The 21,604-nt window shown below is 41.0% G+C and carries 18 protein-coding genes, 5 tRNA genes and 2 pseudogenes; 6 read left to right on the forward strand and 19 right to left on the reverse strand.

What is annotated here, in order from left to right:
- Nucleotides 1-39 precede the first annotated feature (39 nt).
- The 5 genes and pseudogenes from MS_RS05845 to MS_RS05865 form a co-directional block, all read right to left on the reverse strand.
- Nucleotides 40-526 (reverse strand): annotated as a pseudogene (locus MS_RS05845) (ClpXP protease specificity-enhancing factor).
- Between the two features lies 1 nt (nucleotide 527).
- On the reverse strand, nucleotides 528-1,166 hold the full coding sequence (gene sspA, locus MS_RS05850; RefSeq protein WP_011200455.1) for a stringent starvation protein SspA: 639 nt from the start codon (nucleotides 1,164-1,166) through the stop codon (nucleotides 528-530).
- Between the two features lie 250 nt (nucleotides 1,167-1,416).
- Nucleotides 1,417-1,812, reverse strand: coding sequence for a 30S ribosomal protein S9 (gene rpsI, locus MS_RS05855; RefSeq protein WP_011200456.1), 396 nt, complete (start codon nucleotides 1,810-1,812; stop codon nucleotides 1,417-1,419).
- A 15-nt stretch (nucleotides 1,813-1,827) separates the two neighbouring features.
- Nucleotides 1,828-2,256, reverse strand: a complete 429-nt coding sequence (rplM, locus tag MS_RS05860) for a 50S ribosomal protein L13 (protein ID WP_011200457.1) — start codon at nucleotides 2,254-2,256, stop codon at nucleotides 1,828-1,830.
- A gap of 296 nt (nucleotides 2,257-2,552) precedes the next feature.
- Nucleotides 2,553-2,638: transfer RNA gene (locus tag MS_RS05865), tRNA-Leu, on the reverse strand.
- A gap of 243 nt (nucleotides 2,639-2,881) precedes the next feature.
- On the opposite strand from MS_RS05865, the gene MS_RS05870 reads away from it, so the two are divergent.
- A complete protein-coding gene (locus MS_RS05870; protein ID WP_011200460.1) occupies nucleotides 2,882-3,304 on the forward strand; it encodes a YhcB family protein in 423 nt (140 codons plus the stop codon).
- A gap of 90 nt (nucleotides 3,305-3,394) precedes the next feature.
- On the opposite strand, the gene rsmI is transcribed toward MS_RS05870, so the two are convergent.
- A complete protein-coding gene (rsmI, locus tag MS_RS05875; protein ID WP_011200461.1) occupies nucleotides 3,395-4,243 on the reverse strand; it encodes a 16S rRNA (cytidine(1402)-2'-O)-methyltransferase in 849 nt (282 codons plus the stop codon).
- Nucleotides 4,244-4,319: 76 nt separating this feature from the next.
- Between rsmI and MS_RS05880 the strand changes: the two genes are divergently transcribed.
- The 4 genes and pseudogenes from MS_RS05880 (at nucleotide 4,320) to dolP (ending at nucleotide 7,632) form a co-directional block, all read left to right on the forward strand.
- Nucleotides 4,320-6,044 (forward strand): penicillin-binding protein activator, encoded by a 1,725-nt coding sequence (locus tag MS_RS05880; RefSeq protein ID WP_011200462.1) that lies wholly within the window; start codon nucleotides 4,320-4,322, stop codon nucleotides 6,042-6,044.
- A gap of 1 nt (nucleotide 6,045) precedes the next feature.
- On the forward strand, nucleotides 6,046-6,405 hold the full coding sequence (locus MS_RS05885; protein WP_011200463.1) for a YraN family protein: 360 nt from the start codon (nucleotides 6,046-6,048) through the stop codon (nucleotides 6,403-6,405).
- A gap of 1 nt (nucleotide 6,406) precedes the next feature.
- Complete coding sequence (locus MS_RS05890; RefSeq protein WP_041640199.1) at nucleotides 6,407-6,994, forward strand: D-sedoheptulose-7-phosphate isomerase; 588 nt, start codon at nucleotides 6,407-6,409, stop codon at nucleotides 6,992-6,994.
- Between the two features lie 57 nt (nucleotides 6,995-7,051).
- Nucleotides 7,052-7,632, forward strand: a pseudogene (gene dolP, locus MS_RS05895) (division/outer membrane stress-associated lipid-binding lipoprotein).
- 102 nt (nucleotides 7,633-7,734) lie between these two features.
- Here the strand turns inward: dolP and MS_RS05900 are convergent.
- From MS_RS05900 to MS_RS05960, 13 genes are all read right to left on the reverse strand, one after another.
- Complete coding sequence (locus MS_RS05900; protein ID WP_041639780.1) at nucleotides 7,735-9,006, reverse strand: NRAMP family divalent metal transporter; 1,272 nt, start codon at nucleotides 9,004-9,006, stop codon at nucleotides 7,735-7,737.
- A 141-nt stretch (nucleotides 9,007-9,147) separates the two neighbouring features.
- Nucleotides 9,148-9,222 (reverse strand) — tRNA-Gln (locus MS_RS05905).
- Nucleotides 9,223-9,266: 44 nt separating this feature from the next.
- Nucleotides 9,267-9,341, reverse strand: a tRNA-Gln gene (locus MS_RS05910).
- A gap of 27 nt (nucleotides 9,342-9,368) precedes the next feature.
- A tRNA-Leu gene (locus MS_RS05915) sits at nucleotides 9,369-9,453 on the reverse strand.
- A 4-nt stretch (nucleotides 9,454-9,457) separates the two neighbouring features.
- Nucleotides 9,458-9,534 (reverse strand) — tRNA-Met (locus tag MS_RS05920).
- A gap of 1,005 nt (nucleotides 9,535-10,539) precedes the next feature.
- A complete protein-coding gene (locus tag MS_RS05925; protein WP_157847500.1) occupies nucleotides 10,540-11,670 on the reverse strand; it encodes a cation diffusion facilitator family transporter in 1,131 nt (376 codons plus the stop codon).
- Between the two features lie 201 nt (nucleotides 11,671-11,871).
- Entirely contained in the window at nucleotides 11,872-12,069 is a 198-nt protein-coding gene (locus tag MS_RS05930) for a DUF1294 domain-containing protein (protein WP_102030675.1), read from the reverse strand.
- Complete coding sequence (gene glyA, locus MS_RS05935; protein WP_011200469.1) at nucleotides 12,069-13,331, reverse strand: serine hydroxymethyltransferase; 1,263 nt, start codon at nucleotides 13,329-13,331, stop codon at nucleotides 12,069-12,071. The genes MS_RS05930 and glyA overlap by 1 nt, the downstream gene beginning before the upstream one ends.
- Nucleotides 13,332-13,629: 298 nt before the next feature.
- A complete protein-coding gene (gene purD / locus MS_RS05940) occupies nucleotides 13,630-14,919 on the reverse strand; it encodes a phosphoribosylamine--glycine ligase (protein WP_011200470.1) in 1,290 nt (429 codons plus the stop codon).
- Between the two features lie 299 nt (nucleotides 14,920-15,218).
- Nucleotides 15,219-16,817, reverse strand: coding sequence for a bifunctional phosphoribosylaminoimidazolecarboxamide formyltransferase/IMP cyclohydrolase (gene purH / locus MS_RS05945; protein WP_011200471.1), 1,599 nt, complete (start codon nucleotides 16,815-16,817; stop codon nucleotides 15,219-15,221).
- A 196-nt stretch (nucleotides 16,818-17,013) separates the two neighbouring features.
- Nucleotides 17,014-17,502 carry a YbaK/prolyl-tRNA synthetase associated domain-containing protein gene (locus MS_RS05950; RefSeq protein ID WP_083754311.1) on the reverse strand — a complete coding sequence of 163 codons (489 nt, stop codon included), beginning with the start codon at nucleotides 17,500-17,502 and terminating at the stop codon, nucleotides 17,014-17,016.
- Between the two features lie 606 nt (nucleotides 17,503-18,108).
- The gene (locus tag MS_RS05955) at nucleotides 18,109-19,821 is read right to left on the reverse strand and encodes a protein-disulfide reductase DsbD (RefSeq protein ID WP_011200473.1); all 1,713 of its coding nucleotides are present in this window, start codon (nucleotides 19,819-19,821) and stop codon (nucleotides 18,109-18,111) included.
- A gap of 107 nt (nucleotides 19,822-19,928) precedes the next feature.
- Nucleotides 19,929-20,477, reverse strand: a complete 549-nt coding sequence (locus MS_RS05960; protein ID WP_011200474.1) for a TetR/AcrR family transcriptional regulator — start codon at nucleotides 20,475-20,477, stop codon at nucleotides 19,929-19,931.
- A gap of 145 nt (nucleotides 20,478-20,622) precedes the next feature.
- Between MS_RS05960 and MS_RS05965 the strand changes: the two genes are divergently transcribed.
- Entirely contained in the window at nucleotides 20,623-21,603 is a 981-nt protein-coding gene (locus MS_RS05965) for an HlyD family secretion protein (RefSeq protein ID WP_011200475.1), read from the forward strand.
- Nucleotide 21,604 lies beyond the last annotated feature (1 nt).

Raw genomic sequence — 21,604 nt, forward strand, 5'->3', positions numbered from 1 at the left:
AAAGCACAAAATACTTTAACCCTCTTTAATCAACTCTGCTTATTTTACAATGCGTAAATGAGATGCCGATTTTTTATCCTTAGTTTTCTTATTCGCAGTTTTCGTGGTTTTAGCTTCTTTCTTCGCATTGTCAACCACATCTGTAAAACCTAAAGGCTGATCATGAGTAAGTTCAGCCGGTTTTTTATCTAATTCGTCATAAATCGGCTCAGGTTCGAACATCACTCCGGTCACCATTTTCTCTTGCATAAATCGCTAAAGCCGCACCGAGCGGAATGTAAATTTCGCGGGGAACACCCTGAAAACGCGCATTAAACATCACCGCATCATTAGTTAACTGCAAATTAGCTACCGCGCCGGAAGAAAGATTTAATACGATTTGCCCGTCTCTTACATATTCCTGCGGTACATCCACACCATAATAAGTAGCATCCACCACTAAATATGGAGTAAACTCATTATCAACTAACCAATCATAATAAGCTCTTAATAAATAAGGGCGCTTTGGCGACGATTTATATTCCATTTTATTTTTCATCCATTAAATTTTTAGGTGCGTTATTGCCTAGTGATTGAACAAATGATTCGCGTTCAAAAACTTTCGCCATATAACCTTTGATGGCTTTTGCACCGGCGCCGCCGAATTCCACACCTAACTCTTGCATTCTCCATAATAACGGCGCTATATAGCAATCCACTAAGCTGAATTCTTCACTCATAAAGTATGGAGTCTGTGTGAAAATCGGCGCAATAGCTAACATTTCTTCTTTTAATTGTTTTAATGCCGTTGCACGTTCTTCTTCAGTGCCTTTTTCCGCTTTTTCTAAAGCGGGATACCAGTCTTGTTCGATACGTAGCATTAATAAACGGGTTTTACCTCGAGCAACCGGATAAACCGGCATTAACGGCGGATGAGGAAAACGTTCGTCAAGGTATTCCATAATAATACGAGAATTAAACAGCACTAAATCGCGATCAACCAACGTAGGTAAAGTGCCATAGGGATTTAATTCCATTAAATCTTCCGATAATGCTTGCGGATCTACAATTTCCGTCTCATAAGCAACACCTTTTTCTGCTAATACGATACGTACTTGATGGCAATAAATATCTGATTTATCTGAAAAAAGGGTCATTATTGAACGTTTATTTGCAGCGCTTGTCATCTATTCCTCCGACGACTTAAAATAAATTATGAATATTAGCTTAAAGCTTATTAAAAATACTAAGTTCTTAAAAAATTGGCGTTTATTTTACCATAAATCAGCAAGCGTTTTCCAAACGATCTACATTTTTTTAGGAAAAAACCTATTTTTAATAATTTTAAGGAAATGGTTAGAATTTGTTTATTAATTGAGCAAAAAAAATTGCAAGCCCGAAAGCTTGCAATCTCTGAATACAAACGAAAATATAAAATTAACGTTTTGAGAATTGTGGACGACGACGCGCTTTGCGAAGACCCACTTTTTTACGTTCAACACGACGTGCGTCACGAGTAACAAAGCCCGCTGCACGTAATACCGGACGTAAAGATTCATCGTATTCCATTAATGCACGAGTGATACCGTGACGGATTGCACCCGCTTGACCTGAAATACCGCCACCCTTAACTGTGATGTAAAGGTCTAGTTTTTCAGTCATCTCAACCAATTCTAACGGTTGACGTACGATCATGCGTGAAGTTTCACGGCCGAAATATACGTCTAGTTCACGTTGGTTGATAGTGATTTTACCACTGCCCGGTTTGATGAAAACACGAGCTGAAGAGCTTTTGCGGCGACCTGTGCCGTAGTTTTGATTTGCTGCTGTCATTTTCGTGCTCCGTGATTAGATATCTAAAACTTGTGGTTGTTGTGCTGCATGTTCATGTTGTGAACCTGCGTACACTTTTAATTTACGGAACATTGCACGGCCTAACGGACCTTTTGGCAACATACCTTTAACCGCAATCTCAATCACTGCTTCCGGACGGCGAGCAATCATTTCTTTAAAAGTCGCTTGTTTAATACCGCCGACATAACCAGTGTGCCAGTAGTAAACTTTATCGGTTTCTTTACGACCTGTTACCGCTACTTTATCCGCATTGATAACGATGATATAATCACCTGTATCTACGTGCGGAGTGTACTCAGCTTTATGTTTACCACGAAGGCGACTCGCTAATTCGGTCGCTAAACGACCTAACGTTTTACCTGTCGCATCTACTACATACCAGTCACGTTTAACTGTTTCCGGTTTTGCTACAAAAGTTTTCATTAATTTAATTACCAATATTTGATATTAATACCCAGTGTTCTCTCTTTTATTTATTAGATGAACACAACCATTGATCTCAATCAAGCACCCCTTCGAGTGTGATCTCGACGAATTAATGTGCGGTGGGAAAACCGCCACATTTACAGGGTCGGAGGATTATACATAAAATATAAGGAGAATGCCAGCCATAAAATAAACAATTTCGATAAAAGTGCGGTCAAAAAATTGAGAATTTAAAGCTGATTTTGATTTCACCAAAACGATAAAACCCGCTCAAATAAGCGGGTCTTAATATATGGTGCTTCGGGCGAGACTCGAACTCGCACATCCCAAGGACACTGCCACCTGAAGACAGCGTGTCTACCAATTCCACCACCGAAGCATGTACGGCGCAAATTTTATCGGGGATCTGACATATCGGCAAGTACTTTCTTCACAAAACTTCTCTTTTTTTAAATATGATTCAAAAATTGAATGTGCCCTATGCCGTCAAAATCATATTAATCATTATAATAAGCCGGCTTAAATACCGTGATCCAGTTCAAAGAAACGGCGGACAAATAAGACAAAGTACAAAAATCAAGTTATGATATTGGTAATCGTTTTACCATGAGGAGTATTTATTATGCAAAGCGAAATGTTATTACCCGCAATCGGTGGTTTTATTGCCGGTGTGATTCTCACTTATTTAGTACTGCGTTTGACTAAAGGCTCGATAAAAAACCAAGCCAAAACGGAAAACGCCTTGCAACAGGCGAAAGCCGAATTGGCGGAACAAAAGAAACAGCTTGAAAGACACTTTGCCGAAAGCGCAAGTTTATTGAAAACCTTATCCGAAGATTATCAAAAACTTTATCGCCATTTAGCCGCTTCGTCCACCACTTTACTGCCCGAATTTAAAGAACTCTTTAACGGTTCGACGGTAAATCAGGATAAACCGCGTATTGAACCGACAATTTCCGACCTTAAAACGATTACCGAAGAAAACGAAGATCAGCCTCGGGATTATTCCGAAGGCGCATCCGGTATTCTGCGCGTAGAACGCTAACCCGGCGGAACCTTACAAAAATCCGAAAAAAACAACCGCACTTTTGCTTCGAAGTGCGGTTGTTTTTTCTGAATTTTCTGCGAAAATCAATTAATCTAAATATTCTAAGCCATATTGATACAAGGCATTTTTTTTATATCCGTAAAGTTCCGCAACAATCGCCGCCGCTTTTTTTAACGGCAGTTCCTTCGCTAGCAACGCTAAAGCTTTTATAGCCTGAGGGCTTATTTCTTCGGCATCATCCGATTTAGCTTTGCCTTCAATAACCAACACCATTTCACCTTTAGTCCGATTCGGATCTTCCGCCAGCCATTTTCGTAGATTGGCAACCGTATCACCTGTAATCGTTTCCCAGGTTTTCGTAATTTCCCGGGCAAGTACGATGTAACGTTCTGCGCCTAATATCGCTTCAATATCTTCGAGCGTATCAAGAATACGGTGCGTGCTTTCATAGAAAATTAAAGTGCGGTCTTCTTCGGCAATATTTTGCAATTTATCTTTTCTGGCTTTGCTTTTTGCCGGCAAGAATCCCTCAAAACAAAAACGATCGGAAGCAATACCCGAGGCGCACAATGCGGTAATCGCCGCACAAGCGCCCGGCAGCGGCACAACTTTTAAACCTGTCTGACGGCATTTACGCACGAGATGAAAACCGGGGTCGCTGATAAGCGGTGTGCCCGCATCCGAAATTAAGGCGATATTCGTGCCTTGGCGTAATTTTTCCACCAATGCATCCGCTTTTTGTTGTTCATTATGATCATGCAGGGCAAAAAATGGTTTCTTTATACCATAATGGCTCAATAATAAGCCGCTATGACGGGTGTCTTCAGCCGCGATTAAATCTACTTGGGTAAAAATATCTAATGCCCGTTGAGTAATATCTTGTAAATTACCTATTGGGGTCGCAACAATATATAAAGTTCCGTAGGAATTATTCATTTTGTCGATTCTTTTTATTTGCTTTTAATGAGTTAGAGAAGTAAGATCGCCCCATTCTTTTAGATACGGAGTAACTATGACTATTCTATTACAACGCGCCAAATTTAAAAAACGTTTAATGCCGATTTTATTTCCGCTGATGCTTGCGGGATGTACCAATTTGTTTGGCAGTAATTTTCAAGATGTTTTAAGAAATGATGCGAACGCAAGTTCTGAATTTTATATGAATAAAATTGAACAAACCAGAGAAGTTGAAGACCAACAAACCTATAAACTTCTCGCCGCTCGCGTGCTTGTAACCGAAAATAAAACCGCTCAAGCCGAGGCCTTACTTGCCGAGTTAACCAAACTTACGCCTGAACAACAATTAGACAAATCTATTCTAGATGCGTTAATTGCCGCGGTGAAACGTGATAATGACAGCGCATCAGCTTTGTTAAAAACGATTCCGTTGGCGCAGTTAAGTCAGTCTCAAACTTCCCGTTATTACGAAGTTCAAGCCCGTATTGCAGAAAACAAAACGGATATTATTGAAGCCGTTAAAGCCCGTATTCAAATGGATATGGCGTTAACCGACGTACAAAGAAAACAGGATAATATCGATAAAATATGGGCATTATTACGTAGTGGCAATAAAACTCTTATTAATACCACTCAACCGGAAGGCAATGTCGCCTTGGCCGGTTGGTTGGATTTAACCAAAGCTTATAATGATAATTTAAGCCAGCCGAGCCAATTGGCACAAGCATTGCAAAACTGGAAAACCACCTATCCGAACCACAGCGCCGCCTATTTATTTCCGACGGAATTAAAAAGCCTTTCTAACTTTACCCAGACCCAAGTAAATAAAATTGCATTATTACTACCGTTAAGCGGTAATGCGTCTATTTTAGGCAGTACTATTAAATCCGGTTTCGATGATTCAAGAGGGGCGGATAAATCCGTCCAGGTCGATGTTATCGATACCATGGCAATGCCGGTAACCGATGCTATCGCACTGGCGAAACAGAATGGCGACGGAATGATTGTCGGTCCGTTATTAAAAGATAATGTGGATGTAATTTTAAGCAACCCGACTGCAGTTCAGGGAATGAATGTGTTAGCGCTGAACTCTACGCCGAATGCTCGAGCTATCGATAAAATGTGTTATTACGGTTTAGCGCCGGAAGATGAAGCGGAAGCGGCGGCAAACAGAATGTGGAATGACGGCGTTCGTCAACCGATCGTTGCTGTGCCGCAAAGTGATTTAGGTCAACGTACCGCTTCCGCATTTAACGTTCGCTGGCAGCAACTTGCCGCGAGCGATGCAGATGTACGTTATTATAATCAGCCTGATGACGCCGCTTATAATTTAACCGCCGATCCTGCACAAAATCAGGCAATCTACATTGTGGTTACCGACAGCGAACAACTAATGTCCATTAAGGGAGCACTGGATAATTCCGGCGTAAAAGCGAAAATTTATACCAACTCTCGCAATAATTCATCAAATAATGCGGTTGAATATCGTCTGGCAATGGAAGGCGTTACCTTCAGTGATATTCCGTTCTTTAAAGATTTAGACGGCGAACAATATAAGAAAATCGAAGCGGCTACCGGCGGCGATTATTCTCTCATGCGTTTATACGCAATGGGTGCCGATTCCTGGCTGTTAGCGCATTCATTTAATGAATTACGCCAGGTTCCGGGCTTTTCATTAAGCGGTTTAACCGGTAAATTAACAGCCGGACCAAACTGCAATGTCGAACGTGATTTGACTTGGTATTCTTACCAAGGCGGTAATATTGTGCCATTAAACTAATATGTTTAGTCTAAAACGGCAACAAGGGGCGAGCTTTGAGCAACAAGCTCGCCTTTTTTTAGAATCACAAGGTTTACAATTTATCGCAGCGAATCAAAACTTCAAATGCGGTGAATTGGATCTCGTCATGCTGGACGGTGAAACCATTGTATTTGTCGAAGTCCGTCAACGCAAAAATGATCACTTCGGCTCCGCAGTGGAAAGTGTTGATTGGCAAAAACAGCAAAAATGGATAAATGCCGCAAGTCTTTGGCTGGCAACACAAAACCACAGCTTAGAAGATACGGATTGCCGATTTGATTTAGTCGCTTTTGGCGCTACCGCTTCAAATGTTCAATGGCTTAAAAATTTTATTGAATAATATGTTAGAAAAAATTAAAGATCTTTATACTGAAAATATTCAAACACAAATTTCCGCTTCCCGCCTTCTTCCCGAAACCATTGTCGAAGCAACTACAAAATTGGTGAGTTGTTTATTACGAGGCAATAAAATTATAGTGTGCGGACACGGCCGATCATACGCCAATGCTCAGTTTTTAGTGGCTAATTTACTGAATCGTTATGAGTTGGAACGTCCTAGTTTCCCTTCTGTATTACTAACCATTGATAGTGCGGTCGGTTCCGCTATCGTTTCGGATAATCACATAACAACCCTTTATCAGCGCCAATTTAATGCTATTGCACAACAAGGGGATATTCTGGTGGCGTTAGTACCGAATTCCGGTGATGAATCCATTATTAATGTGATTAATTGTGCGACAAATAAGGATGTTGAAATTATCGCCTTAACTGGTGCTAACGATGATCATTTACAGGGTTTAATTTCCGAAAACGATCTTGAAGTCCAAACTCCGGCGATAAAAGAAAGCCGGATTTTAGAAGGCCATTTATTCATTATTAACGCATTGTGCGAATTAATCGACCATACTCTGTTTACACAAAGTGGTTGACAAAGCAGTTAACTCAAACCACACTAGAAACGTCCAATACTCTAGGAGATTATATAAATGAATATGCATAAATTAAAAAAACTGACATTTATTATTGGTTCGGCGCTTTTATTGCAAGGCTGTGTCGCCGCACTTGTAGGCGGTGGTGCGGTGGCGACAAAAGTCGGCACTGATCCTCGAACAACCGGCACACAATTAGATGATGAAACTCTAAAATTCCAAGTGTATAACGCGGTCAACAAAGACGAACAAATTAAGCAGGAAGGGCGTATTGTCGTATCGTCTTATAGCGGACGCGTGTTGTTATTAGGGCAAGTTCCGACAGAAAGCTTAAAATCTGTGGCAACCAGCCTGGCAAAAGGGGTTGACGGTGTAGGCGACGTATATAATGAAATCCGCGTCGGCTCTCCTATTACAGTTACTCAAAAAACAAAAGATAGTTGGATTACAAGTAAAATCAAATCGGATATGTTGCTAAATTCATCCGTCAAAACAACGGATATCAAAGTGATTACCGAAAACGGTGAAGTTTTCCTGATGGGTAATGTTACTCAAGAACAGGCAAATGCGGCCGCAGAAGTTGCTCGAAATATAGCGGTGTTGAAAAAGTCGTAAAAGTATTTAAATATCTGGACTAATTTGATTTCACTAAAAAAACTGCGGTAAAATTTACCGCAGTTTTTTACTTCTTTATTATCTGAAAAAACAAAATGGCGCTATAAGCGCCATTTTTCATATCCTTAAGCTAGCCAACCGGCTTGATTTGCAATAAATAATCCCGCAAAACTGATTAAGAAGATTAATCCGGCAATAGAAAGCCAGAATAATCCGCCACGTACTTTATGCTCGCCTTTTAATACTAATGAAAGATTTAACCAGGCAAATAATGGAGCAAAGACGAATGAGGTAATCATAGCAAAACTTAACATCGGACCTACCGCATTATTAAAATAGAAAATAATGGCTAACCCGGAAAGCGCTGCCAAGATGACCGCAAGGTTTAAATATTTCGGTGAGCTTTCTTTACGTTTAAGCAATAAGCGCAGACTTTCAACATTAGTCCGAGAATAACCGTCAATTACCGTAATGGTTGTTCCGAACATACACATGAAGGCGATAAAGGCGATTAGACCGCGTGCCCAATCCCCGATAGTAGAAGCATACATATTGATAAGCTGGGCAATATACTTACCGCCGACCATTTGTACTTGTTCACCGGAACCAAATTGAACTAAAGCCCCTAATGCCAAAAAGACTAACGCCAAAACGGCAGTACCTATATAGCCCACATTAAAGTCAAAAATACCGTCTCTATAAGTCACTTTCGTTAAGCGACGTTTTGCCACAACCCACATAGAATTCAACGCGGAAATCTCAATAGGTGCCGGCATCCAACCCATTAACGCAACGATAAAACCCAAACCCAACGGACCTAAATTCCATGGTGACGGCGCAACGTAATCTGCCTGTGCAACCCCCTGAATACGGTTACGGAATAAAGCAGTCAGTACCGCCATTACCGTTGTTACGGTTAATGCAATCATAATCAACTTAGACAAGCCGTCTAGCATTCTATATTTACCTAATAATAAAATGCCGGAGCTAACCGTAATCACAATTAAACTGAGTATTGGAACGGGAACCGGGAAAGGCAGTACAAAAGTAAGAATCGCCGCACATAATAACCCTACGGCGGCGGTATTAATGATAGTAGCAAAGATATTCAATAGGAAGAAAAACCACAGATAAAATTTTCCTTTTTGCAGATAACCTTCAAGTAAGGTATTTCCGCTATCTAAGGTATATTGTGCGCCGAAACGGAAAAAAGGATATTTAAATAAATTAGCTAAAATAATGATAGGTACTAATTGCCAACTATAAATTGCGCCGGCTTGAGTGGACATAATAATATGGGAACCGCCGACAGCTGCGGATGCCATTAAAATACCGGGACCCAAAGCACCTAATTTAGATCGCCATGACGATTTTTCTGAGGTTATTTCATTGTTCATTTTAATTTCCATTAATTGTAAAGATAACAGTACGATTTTACGTGTTTTTTACACTTTTACAAATATAATTTAATAGATATTAAAATTTAATGAATAAAATTTAGAATAAAGAATCAGTCGAAATTTATTTTGATGAAAAGATGGCTGGGGTACTAGGATTCGAACCTAGGAATGCTGAGATCAAAACCCAGTGCCTTACCGCTTGGCGATACCCCATCAGATTATCTTGCATAAGATTTTTTAGAATTCGTTTGATAGTATGGCTGGGGTACTAGGATTCGAACCTAGGAATGCTGAGATCAAAACCCAGTGCCTTACCGCTTGGCGATACCCCACCTACTAAAAGACTTGCAAGCAATGAATGGTGCGGGACGAGGGACTTGAACCCACACACCTCGCGGCGCCAGAACCTAAATCTGGTGCGTCTACCAATTTCGCCAGTCCCGCATTATGGTGGCTACAGCGAGATTCGAACTTGCGACCCCAACATTATGAGTGTTGTGCTCTAACCAGCTGAGCTATGTAGCCATTTCATATTGCGTCACCATCATCGGCTTTGCGGGGCGTATTATGCGGATATAATCCAGCTTCGTCAACTACTTTTTTCAAAAAATTCAATTTTTTGCATCATTCGCATAGAGATTAAACGATTTGATTCAAATTTAGACTTATTTAACCGTTTACATATGGAAAGATATGTCATTTCACCGAAAAAACAATAAATTAAATTAACTTAAAAAGATTCTAACCTGTTGAATTTTATTTAAATCATTTGAGAAAAAATAAAATTATCATCTTGTAAAAATTATGAATAAAAAATCGAAAATTTTTCAAAGAATTGCAAGTTAACGGGAATGTGCGGAAATTTGTAAAAATAAGCTGAAGAAAACCGAATAATCCTTCCTTAGACAATCCAATTAACTTCAGCCGGTTTGAGTAATAAATGTATATCCGTTTATAATATCACTCGAAATATTTCGTTATCTTTTTGTATTTAATAGCAATTATTTTTGATAATCCGTTACATAAAATATCCAAACAACATTGTTTGCTTTGTTCAGGCTATTAAATGATTCCCTTGCTTAAAAGACAATCGAGATATTGATAAAATTTAGTTGCCACTATGATTATAAAATCAAATTTTTGATATAAAAACCTAAATTTCCTTCCTTTTGTCAGTCATCCGGCACAACTAAATTTTTTAGAACAAAATCCGTTTATTCTATCTTTCCATGCATTGTGTGACTAATCCCTTAGAATCTAGTCCCTTAGATAGTTAAACAATGCGCACACGCAAAAAATTTGGTATTAAGAAAGCCGAAAAATGATATATTCAAAATATATTTTTGAAAATAGTTATTATTTATAAATGTGATAATCATCACAAAAAATAAACTTTTTATATTTGTTCGAACGGAAATACGTTTTTCAGTAATCCTAATTTTTCTTTAATCAAAACACAAAAAAGCGAGCCTTACTGCCCGCTCTTATCAATTAATTTATTAGCATTATGTTACATTCTTTAAGAAAAAACTAAGCGCAGGCGGTTACAAGACCCGTTGAACTAAAATCGGGATCAACCACAATGCTAAACTCAAATTCCGAATAGTCTTTTTTAATTCGCTGAATAATTTCTTCTTTCAAACTCTCTACATTTTTAGTTTCAAAATCAAAAATCAAATCAAAGGTGACTTGTTTTAATTCTCTGTCCACATAAAAGGCATGAAACTCTAAAATTTCCTGATAACTGTGTAAAATACGCAGTAAATCGGCTTTCAATTTTGCTACATAAGGTTCCGAATCATTTGCCGCATAAACGCCGATAGTCATTTCAATACTGAAATCTCTCATAATATCCGCTTTTATACTACGCGTTAGGCGATGAATTTCCCGTGCGGTCATATCGTCAGGCACTTCAATATGCACTGAACCGATAATTTCTGTCGGACCGTAATTGTGCAAAATCAAATCATAAGCGCCGACAACCCCCTGATAACGGCGGATATGGCATTTTATTTTTGACGTAAGCGCTTCATCGGCTCTGACACCGATAATGTTGTCTAAAGTTTCCTTTAAGCGGTCAAAGCCGGATTTCATAATACCTAATGCGATAACAGCCCCAAGAAACGCGTCAATGGTGATATTCCAGAAAAAACTTAAAATAGCGCAAAATAACGTACCTATGGCTAATACACTGTCAAATAAGGCTTCCGTACCGGATGCGATTAAGGCTTGTGAACCAAGCTCTTCACCGGAATTTTTAACAAATCGTCCTAACCCATATTTGACGACAATACCGATGCTGATAATAACAATTGCGGTAATATTATAGTTTGTTTCTTCCGGCGTAATAATTTTCGCAATAGACTCTTTTAAGGCTGTTGCCCCAGCAAGAAAGATAATGGCGCCGATAACAATTGCCGTGATATATTCGATCCGTCCGTAGCCGTAAGGATGTTTTTTATCCGGTGCCCGAGTAGCTAATTTGGTACCTACAATAGTCACCAACGAAGATAAAGAATCACTTAAATTGTTTAACGCATCAAGCATTACGGCTAAGGAATTAGTGAAAAAACCAATTGTGACCTTTACCGCAACAAGGATGATGTTGGTGAAGATGCTAATAAAACTAACATTGATAATTTGACGACTTCTACTAACCACATTAAACCCCATATAAAGATTATTTTCCGTTATTCTAACAAAGTATAAATGATAAGTATTCCTATTAATTTGAATGGTTATTACTATTTAAGCAAGAAAACAAAACTTAAAGAACTAGTGTGAATTTATTCGAATCCAAAAAACGACCGGCAAAATTACGATAAAAAGTACCGCACTTAGCATAACCGCCGCATGAAACCGTCAGTTTTTCGTCTTATGACGAAAATGCACCATACCTAAATGAATACCGATAAAACCGCCCATAAAACAAAAACTGAAAAATAAAATTTCCTCTATTCGCCATTCCTTGTTTTTTGCCCGTTTTTTATCAATTTTCATCAAAAAATAAGCGGCGATATTTACCGCCGCTAAATAAATAACTAAAACGTTGATAACCATTAGTCGCCGTAAACCGGTAAGCGTTTGCAAATTTCCAATACTTTCGCTCTGGTTTCCGCAATCACTTGGTCATAGTTGTCTTTACCGATGCTTTCTAACACATCGCACATCCAGCCAGCTAAAGTTGAGGCGTCAGCTTCATTGAAACCGCGACGGGTAATAGACGGAGACCCCACGCGAATCCCGGAAGTGATAAATGGTTTTTGCGGGTCGTTCGGCACAGAGTTTTTATTTACCGTAATATTTGCCTCTCCCAGCGCCGCATCCGCCGCTTTACCCGTCAAGCCTTGTTTTACAAAACTTACCAGAAATAAATGGTTTTCGGTACCCTTTGATACCACTTCAAAACCGCGTTGTTTAAATACTTCAACCATGGCTTTTGCATTTTTTAACACTTGAGCCTGATAAGCTTTAAATTCCGGTTGTAACGCTTCTTTGAAACATACCGCTTTTGCCGCGATCACATGCATTAACGGACCGCCTTGGTTTGCCGGAAATACGGAACTGTTTAGTTTTTTGTAGATTTCTTCATCTCCGCAGGCTGATAAAATCAAACCGCCGCGGGGACCTGCTAATGTTTTATGGGTTGTAGTAGTAACCACATGAGCGTGAGGTAACGGATTCGGATATAAGCCGGCTGCGATTAAACCCGCGACATGTGCCATATCAACGAACAAATATGCACCCACTTCGTCCGCGATTTCACGCATTTTTGCCCAATCCACCACTTGAGAATAAGCGGAGAAACCTGCAACGATCATTTTCGGTTTACTTTCCAGCGCTTTTACACGCACATCTTCATAATCAATTAAACCTTCGGCCGTAATGCCGTAAAGCACCGAATTATAAATTTTACCGGAAAAGCTGACTTTCGCACCATGAGTTAAGTGACCGCCGTGCGCAAGATCCATACCTAAAATAGTATCGCCGGCATTTAATAGCGCACCGTAAACTGCCGCATTCGCTTGCGATCCCGAATGAGGCTGTACATTGGCATAATCCGCACCGAATAATTCTTTTGCGCGGTCAATCGCTAATTGCTCCACGATATCGACATATTCACAACCACCGTAATAACGTTTGCCCGGATAACCTTCCGCATATTTATTTGTTAATTGAGAACCTTGCGCTTCCATTACCGCTTTCGTTACATAGTTTTCAGAAGCGATTAATTCAATATGTTCTTCCTGACGACGATTCTCATTTTGGATCGCGTCCCATAATACTGGGTCAAATTCTGCAATACTGTGGTTTTGTAACATGAGTGTTTCCTTCTAGATCTTAGGGATGTAAAACCTTTGCGATTTTACATTATTCTTGTGTTTAACGTTAGCAAAAAAATTTTTTGCGATGAAATTAATTAAGCGGAAATAAAAAACTGAAGTTTATTAACGATTCCGTTTCAAGCAAACCGAATTATATTCTTTAGCTATAATTTATTGTTGCATTAGCCGTATTTTTGTCCCTTTGCAGGTAGCCAATGAAACTAATACTAACCGTTTTCATAATATTTCCATAAAAATGACCGCACTTTGCACTGAAAAAAGTGCGGTCAAAATTTTAACCGTTTTGCTCTCTTGCCACGGCACGGTAACCGATATCGCGACGATAGAAACGCCCCGTCCAGTTCACCTGTTCTGCCAGTTTTAACGCTTTTTGCTGCGCGCTCAGAACGGAATTTCCTAACGCGGTCACACAAAGCACACGGCCGCCGTTAGTGACTAATTTACCCTCTTTTTCCGCAACGCCCGCCAGGAATACTTTTTCATCTTGACTTGCTTGAACCGGAATACCGCTGATTTCATCGCCTTTGCGATAATCGCCCGGATAACCTTCTGCGGCTAACACGATACCCAGTGCCGCTTGCGGATCCCATTCCGATTTGATTTGGTCCAATTCCCCTTTACAGGCTTTCAGGCAAAGCTCCACCAAATCCGATTGCATACGCATCATAATCGGCTGGGTTTCAGGGTCGCCGAAACGGCAGTTGAATTCGATCACTTTCGGTTGTCCGTTTTTATCGATCATCAAGCCCGCATATAGGAAACCTTTGTATACATTATTTTCCGCCGCCATTCCGCGCACGGTAGGATAAATAATTTGTTCCATTACCCGCTGATGAATTTCCTGCGTGACTACCGGTGCCGGAGAATAAGCTCCCATACCGCCGGTATTCAAGCCTTTGTCCCCCTCGCCCACACGTTTGTGGTCCTGCGAGGTTGCCATAGGTTCTACATTTTTGCCGTCTACCATTACGATAAAGCTGGCTTCTTCGCCGTCCAGAAATTCTTCAATCACTACTCGACTGCCCGCCTCGCCGAAAGCATTACCGGAAAGCATATCCTTCACCGCCGCTTCCGCTTCGGCTAAGGTCATCGCCACAATCACGCCTTTTCCCGCAGCCAAACCGTCCGCTTTAATCACAATAGGCGCACCTTTTTCACGCAGATATGCCAATGCCGGCTCCACTTCGGTAAAATTTTGATATTCCGCAGTAGGAATGTTGTGACGAGCCAGAAAATCTTTGGTAAAGGCTTTGGAACCTTCCAATTGTGCCGCGGACTGACACGGGCCGAAAATAGTTAAACCCGCTTGTTCGAACGCGTCCACCACGCCGACCACCAAAGGCGCTTCAGGCCCCACAATAGTCAAACCCACATTATTGTCTTGGGCAAACTTCACTAACGCCGGCACATCCGTTGCGGAAATATCGACATTTTCCACCGCACTTTCACGAGCCGTCCCCGCATTCCCCGGTGCCACAAATACTTTACTTGCCAATGGAGATTGTGCCGCTTTCCAAGCCAAGGCATGTTCGCGACCGCCGTTTCCGATGATAAGAATGTTCATTTTTGTATCCTTTTTATAGTTCGAAATTAATTTCGAGCTTCAATAAATCATTTTTCGTCCGATGGACAACCTACTTTCTTTTGCGTTTCCGTCACTTTTCTTTTAGTAACGCTCAAAAATAAGTCCCCCGTCTGAAGCGCCTGAACGACTTGTGATTTTTAGGCAAATTTGTACTGTTTGAGCGAAGCGAGTTGACAAATTTGCCGTTTAAAAAATCACAACAAAGTTCAGTTCAGCGGTGAAGTCGGGGTGTGTTCTTTGGTTACTTTCTTGCACAAGCAAGAAAGTAACAAAACACCTTAATGTCTAAAATGTCTCATTTTAGTTAAAACCATCACCATATTATGTTCATCCGCCGCGTCAATCACTTCTTGGTCGCGCATTGAACCGCCCGGGTGGATAACGCATTCGATTCCCACTTCGGCGGCGGCGTCGATGCCGTCACGGAACGGGAAGAAGGCGTCAGATGCCATCACGCAGCCTTTCACTTCAAGGCCTTCGTCCTGTGCCTTGATACCGGCGATTTTTGCCGAATAGACTCGACTCATTTGGCCTGCGCCGATACCTATGGTTTGATTGTTTTTAGCATACACGATAGCGTTGGATTTCACGAATTTCGCCACTTTCCAGCAGAACAGCATATCTTCCAATTCCTGCTTGGTCGGTTTACGTTTGCTCACCACTTCCAAATCATCAATACTCACAGATCCTAAATCCGCATCCTGTACTAATAAACCACCGTTTACCCGTTTAACATCTAGGCGTGCCTGCGGTTTGCTCAGTTCGCCGCATGCCAATAAACGTACGTTTTTCTTACGTTTCACCACTTCTACCGCGGCGGCGGAAACCGTCGGCGCAATAATCACTTCCACAAATTGACGATCCACGATAGCCGTTGCCGTCGCTTCGTCTAATTCGCGGTTGAAGGCGATAATACCGCCGAATGCGGAAGTCGGGTCGGTTTGGTAGGCGCGATTGTAAGCTTCCAACACATCTTTACCTAAGGCTACGCCGCACGGATTGGCATGTTTCACAATCACGCAAGCCGGCTCGTCAAAACTTTTTACACATTCCAACGCTGCGTCGGTATCAGCGATATTGTTGTAAGAAAGGGCTTTTCCTTGTAGTTGTTTGGCGGTAGATACGGAGGCTTCTTTAACCTCTTTTTCTACATAAAATGCCGCATTTTGATGACTGTTTTCACCGTAACGCATGGTTTGTTTGCGGATAAAGTTGAGATTTAAAGTACGCGGGAATTGACCGCACTTCGCATCTTTGTCTTCTTCCTCGGCGGCAAAATACGGTTTCACCAGTTGACCGAAGTAATTGGCAATCATGGAATCATATTGCGCCGTATGTTCGAAGGCGCGAACGGCTAAATCGAAACGGGTTTCCAGCGTTAAGCTGTTTTGGTTTTGATCCATTTCCGCCAAAATCATATGGAAATCCGCATTATTCACCACGATGGCTACATCTTTGTGGTTTTTCGCTGCAGAACGCACCATGGTCGGTCCGCCGATGTCGATATTTTCCACCGCATCTTCAAGGGTGCAATTCGGTTTTGCCACGGTTTGCGCAAAAGGATAAAGATTCACAACCACCATATCGATACCTTCGATACCGTGTTTTTGCATCACTTCATCATCGGTACCGCGACGGCCTAAAATCCCGCCGTGTACTTTCGGGTGTAAGGTTTTCACCCGGCCGTCCATCATTTCGGGAAACCCGGTATAATCCGACACTTCCGTTACCGGCAAACCGCTGTCTGCCAATAATTTGGCGGTACCGCCGGTTGATAATAATTTAACACCACGTTGCACCAGGCCTTGTGCGAATTCCACAATACCGGTTTTGTCAGACACGCTTAATAAGGCTTGACGGATAGGACGAATTTGCATTGATAATTTCCTTTAAATTTAAAGATAAATAAAAACGAAAACATTATAACGCAAACGTTTGCGCTTATACAGAAAAATATTCGTTTCAGATAAAATTTATTGACGAAAAAACCTTGTCTTTCACTCCTTCCCATTATGAAAACACAGGAAAATCATGAAGTTGAATCAGGGGCTGTTGATCTTTTATAAACAGATCCTAGTTTTCAGTGGCAAATTCAATTAATTGCGGGTTGGCTATACGTTGATAATCTTGTGTATTCAACAACAAAGAACGTTCTAAAGTACCGGCGTTAAACGCCAACTCTTCATAGATCCCAAATAAACCGGGATCCGCCACTAATTTTAGCTTTTCATGAAAACTGAAAGGCGGAATAGCGCCGAATACGCAATCGGTCAGTTCATGCACCTCGGCAGGGCTTGCCAAAGAAGCGCGCGTACCGCCTAATGCAAGGGCGATTTTTTGCAAATCGGCTTTTTTATTTGCCGGCAATATTGCCAGAACATGTTGTTTTATGCCGTTTCCTTTCACCACGCAAAGCAATGCTTTAGCTCCCTGTCCCAATTCCGTGCCTCTCATTTTAGCCACTTCTTCCGATTTACCGGCACGAGGGTGTTCAATAACCCGGAATGAAGCCCGGTTCTCCGTTAAAAGTGCGGTCAATTTTTCAAAAGTTTTTTCAGACATATTTACATCCATAATAAAAAACGGAGTAAGACCACTCCATTCAACTAGATCTTGCCGTTATTCTAGCAAATTAGAAAAAATTAAAACCGATAAAAATAACCGACGCAGAAATTTTACGCAAAAAAAAAGCCTGCTAATTAAGCAGGCAAATTGTAAGGAAATTTAGATTTTGTAATATAGGGGTTCTATATTATCTAATGTTGTCAAGACAAGGGGAATCTCAACAACGGAATGGAGTTTACTTCAAGTTTTTTTTTCATACAAGCTTACTAAAAAGAAAAAGTATTTTTACTAATAGTTAAAAATCAACTTTACTGAAAGGATTTTGTTCCCTCTTTTTATTGATTATTTGTGAAATTTTATTTTCTAAAACGGTTTTTTATTAAAAACAAAATTTCCTTTGAAGCTAGGTCGTAAAAGGGCTAATGACACTTACCAGGTTAATCGTTTGCGTGCCTTGAAAAATCTAATGAAGATAAAATATCGACAAAATTTAAAATAAAAAAACAGCACGATTTTTAACAAAATTCATGCTGTTTAAAACTCATCCAACCACTTAAAATTTACAATTTTTTCGTGTTTGCAACTGAAAAAACAGTTAACTATTCATAAATACTTTTCAATTAATGAAAGAAATTGCTTTGCATTTAAAAAGCCGGTAATACGGGAGTTAACAATTTCATTCCCCTGCCGGTCAAAGAAAATAATCGTCGGCAAACCCAATACGGATAGTTTTTCCATTAATTCGGCATTTTCAGGGCTATTTTTAGTCATATCCACCTGAAGCAATAAAACCTGTTCAAACTTATGTTTAACATCGGGATGAGAAAAAGTATATTTTTCAAATTCTTTGCAAGCTACACACCAATCGGCATAAAGATCCAACATGGCAATGGCTTTAGGATTACTGGTTAACGCCTGCTTTAGTTGCGCATAGTTATTGATCTGCTTAAAACGCGTCGAAGATGAAATTTCCGATTTTTCCACCGCACTTTGAGGATTACCAGCAGGAGCCGAATAATCACCCCAGATAAAATTCTGCAACGGACGAACGGCAATCATCGCTAAAATAAGAAATAAAATCCGCAGCGACCGGCCTAATTTTCCTTTTGGCATAGAAAATGAAAGCCAGGCAAAAAAACTCACCGTCAACAATGACCAAAGCAGATTTTCCCATATACCCGGCAGTACCCGTGCAAGCAGAAATACAGGTAATGCAAGCAATACAAAGCCGAAAGCGGTTTTTACTTTTTCCATCCATGCGCCGGATTTCGGTAGAATCCGATTACCGAATACCGTGATGAGTACCAAAGGCATCCCCATACCAAGGGCTAACAAATAAAGGGTAATAGCACCGAAAAATAAATCACCGGTTTGCGCCACATAAAGCAAGGCACCGGACAACGGCGCCGAAGTGCACGGCGAGGCTATTAATCCCGCAATCATGCCCATAATAAATACCCCGCCTAAGGCGCCGCTCTGCTGTTTTTGGCTGAATAAAGCTAATTTTGTTTGTAACGAACTAGGTAACTGCAGATTAAATAAGCCGAACATAGAAAGCGCTAAAAGCACAAAAACAGCGGAAAGCGTCACCAATACATAAGGGCTTTGCAAGGCAACCTGAAACGGCAGTCCGATTGCAGCGACAATCAAGCCAAGCAAAGTGTAGGTCAATGCCATACCTTGTACATAAACAAAACTTAATAATAACGAACGCCCTGTGCTTGCTCGTTTTCCTTGCCCGATAACGATAGCGGACAACAGCGGCAACATCGGCAAAACGCAAGGCGTAAAGGCAAGACCAATGCCCAGCAGAAAGAACCCAAATACCGCATATTTACTTTTTAACAAATTTTGAGACAGGCTGTCCTGAGCCGTCAATGTTTGTGATTCCTGCCCTACAGGCAAGCTAGCTAATTCAAGCACTGTAGTTTCGGGCGGATAACAAAAACCTTTCGTACACCCTTGATAAGTGACTTCCAGCCGACTTGCCGCATTTTGTTCATTAACGGGAACCGCAAGAAATAATTCATGACGAAAAATCTCCGTTTCGCCAAAAAATTCATCCTGATGTTTATCGGCTTGCGGATAGATAATTTCACCGATTTTGCTGTTTTCGCCGGTAATACGCAGTTCTTTTTTATAAAGATAATAATTATCCGCAATTTTCCAGTGTAAGTTTATTTGCGCATCTTGCTTATTTGCCGACAAAATAAAAGCTTCATGAGGCTTTAAAAACTGAGGTTTGCCGGTAAAAAGCCCACTATGCGCAACAAATGTTGTCAAACTTAAAATCAAAAAAAGTAAAAAATTTCTCATTAGCCAAACAATATCAAAAAGGGAAACTAAGCGGGAATTCTAGCATAAGATAATGAATAAAAAAGTGTAATTTCTACGGATAAGCTAAAACGGCCAGGTATTTTTATCTATTTGATAATCAAAAGATTAAATACGGACTCTATATCACCGACAATTACACTCGGATCCGGCAATTCGCCTTTTTCCACAAAATAGCGAATGGTTCCCAGTGAAACAATAGCAAATAAATAACCTTGAAAATCCAGTTCTTCACTGCTTTGAGGCTGCTCTCTTACCGCTTGCTTAATATATTCTTCTTTAATAACCAGCGCTAAATCTTTATATAAATGAATGCGAGGGTTCTCAATTTTACCGATTAAATGAATTAAATCGCGATGTTGCCAAAAAATGGGCACCATTTTTTGCGCAAATTCGGTGGTAGGAATCGAAAATCGGTTTTCAAAGTTTTCCGTTAACAATTGTTTAATCTCATCAACCAGCATAAGCGCGACCGCATGCTTATTTTGAAAATGCTTATAAAAAGTAGAACGGTTAATTTGCGCGCGGTCCAAAATATCCTGTACCACAATATGTTCAAACCCTTTTTCTTCCAATAATTCTAAAAATACGTGCCGAATAAGCCCTAAGGTTTTTGTTATGCGGATATCCTGTTTCAATGCCTGTATTCTCCCTTTCCCTCAAATAACCGACAATTTAGCTAATTTTGTAGGAATAAGCAACATTTTGTCGGTTTTTGATGGTTGAGCTTGACCGCCTTGCTTTTTATAATTCGTAAATCTGTCAGTTTAAAAAGGAATCACCATGAAAGCGAAATATGTTGTTGCCATACTTGCGGCGGTTGCCGTTGCGGGCGGAACCATCTGGTATAACGCTCAATTAAAAGCCGAGAAATTAGCCGGTATTGCCGCTGTCAACGGCCGTTTAGAACTGAAACGACTGGATATTGCCACGCTATATGCGGGGCGGGTGGAAGAAATGTACGTGCAGGAAGGCGATGAAGTGCAACCCGGGCAAAACCTTGCCCGTCTTTCTTCCAGCATCTCACAAACCCAGGTGGACGCCGCCAATGCGCAAAAACAACGGGCGCAGGAAGCCGTCACCCGTGCCGTCGCGCAAATCGATTCCCAGCAGCAACAGCTTAAAGTAGCGAAATTAGAATTGGATAACGCGCAAAAATTGCGCCGTGATAATCTGGTGTCTGCCAGTGAATTAGAACGCCGGCAGGCAAATTATCGTGCGGCGGTAGCGGCGGTAAATACGGCGAAAGCCGCTAAAGCGGAAGCGGATGCCGCCGTGAATCAAGCTCAGGCCCAATTGGAACAGGCCCTATCGCAAAACAGCGACATGCTGATCAAGGCGCCGAAAGCAGGCTGGGTGGAATATCAAATTGCCGAAGTGGGAAACGTACTCGGCATCGGCGGTCGCGTAGTGAGTCTGCTGGATCCCACCGATACTTATATCAATGTGTTCTTAACTTCCGCTCAATCCAATCAGGTCAAGGTGGGCGAAGAGGCGCGCATTGTGGTTGACGGTATGAATGCGGTTTTCCCGGCTAAAATCACCTATGTTGCGGCGGATGCGCAATTTACGCCGAAATCGGTGGAAACCACGGAGGAACGGGCAAAATTAATGTTCAAAGTGAAATTGCAGATTCCCGCCGAAATCGCCCTTCAATACAATAAACTGCTGAAAGGCGGTATGACCGCATTGGGTTATGTGAAATACGGACAAGAGGCGCTATGGCCGGAAAATCTGACCGTGAAACTTCCGCAAGGTGAATAAA

This window comes from [Mannheimia] succiniciproducens MBEL55E, from assembly GCF_000007745.1.
In the GTDB taxonomy this organism is placed as follows: Bacteria; Pseudomonadota; Gammaproteobacteria; order Enterobacterales; family Pasteurellaceae; genus Basfia; species Basfia succiniciproducens.

Excerpts from the sequence above, each read along its gene's own strand:
- MS_RS05930 (WP_102030675.1), bottom strand. The coding sequence starts at position 12,069 with ATGGTTATCAACGTTTTAGTTATTTATTTAGCGGCGGTAAATATCGCC.
- MS_RS05880 (WP_011200462.1), top strand. The coding sequence starts at position 4,320 with ATGACTATTCTATTACAACGCGCCAAATTTAAAAAACGTTTAATGCCG.
- purD (WP_011200470.1), bottom strand. The coding sequence starts at position 14,919 with ATGAACATTCTTATCATCGGAAACGGCGGTCGCGAACATGCCTTGGCT.
- MS_RS05965 (WP_011200475.1), top strand. The coding sequence starts at position 20,623 with ATGAAAGCGAAATATGTTGTTGCCATACTTGCGGCGGTTGCCGTTGCG.
- MS_RS05885 (WP_011200463.1), top strand. The coding sequence starts at position 6,046 with ATGTTTAGTCTAAAACGGCAACAAGGGGCGAGCTTTGAGCAACAAGCT.
- sspA (WP_011200455.1), bottom strand. The coding sequence starts at position 1,166 with ATGACAAGCGCTGCAAATAAACGTTCAATAATGACCCTTTTTTCAGAT.
- MS_RS05890 (WP_041640199.1), top strand. The coding sequence starts at position 6,407 with ATGTTAGAAAAAATTAAAGATCTTTATACTGAAAATATTCAAACACAA.
- MS_RS05870 (WP_011200460.1), top strand. The coding sequence starts at position 2,882 with ATGCAAAGCGAAATGTTATTACCCGCAATCGGTGGTTTTATTGCCGGT.
- MS_RS05900 (WP_041639780.1), bottom strand. The coding sequence starts at position 9,006 with ATGAACAATGAAATAACCTCAGAAAAATCGTCATGGCGATCTAAATTA.
- rpsI (WP_011200456.1), bottom strand. The coding sequence starts at position 1,812 with ATGACAGCAGCAAATCAAAACTACGGCACAGGTCGCCGCAAAAGCTCT.
- glyA (WP_011200469.1), bottom strand. The coding sequence starts at position 13,331 with ATGTTACAAAACCACAGTATTGCAGAATTTGACCCAGTATTATGGGAC.
- purH (WP_011200471.1), bottom strand. The coding sequence starts at position 16,817 with ATGCAAATTCGTCCTATCCGTCAAGCCTTATTAAGCGTGTCTGACAAA.
- rsmI (WP_011200461.1), bottom strand. The coding sequence starts at position 4,243 with ATGAATAATTCCTACGGAACTTTATATATTGTTGCGACCCCAATAGGT.
- rplM (WP_011200457.1), bottom strand. The coding sequence starts at position 2,256 with ATGAAAACTTTTGTAGCAAAACCGGAAACAGTTAAACGTGACTGGTAT.
- MS_RS05955 (WP_011200473.1), bottom strand. The coding sequence starts at position 19,821 with ATGAGAAATTTTTTACTTTTTTTGATTTTAAGTTTGACAACATTTGTT.
- MS_RS05950 (WP_083754311.1), bottom strand. The coding sequence starts at position 17,502 with ATGTCTGAAAAAACTTTTGAAAAATTGACCGCACTTTTAACGGAGAAC.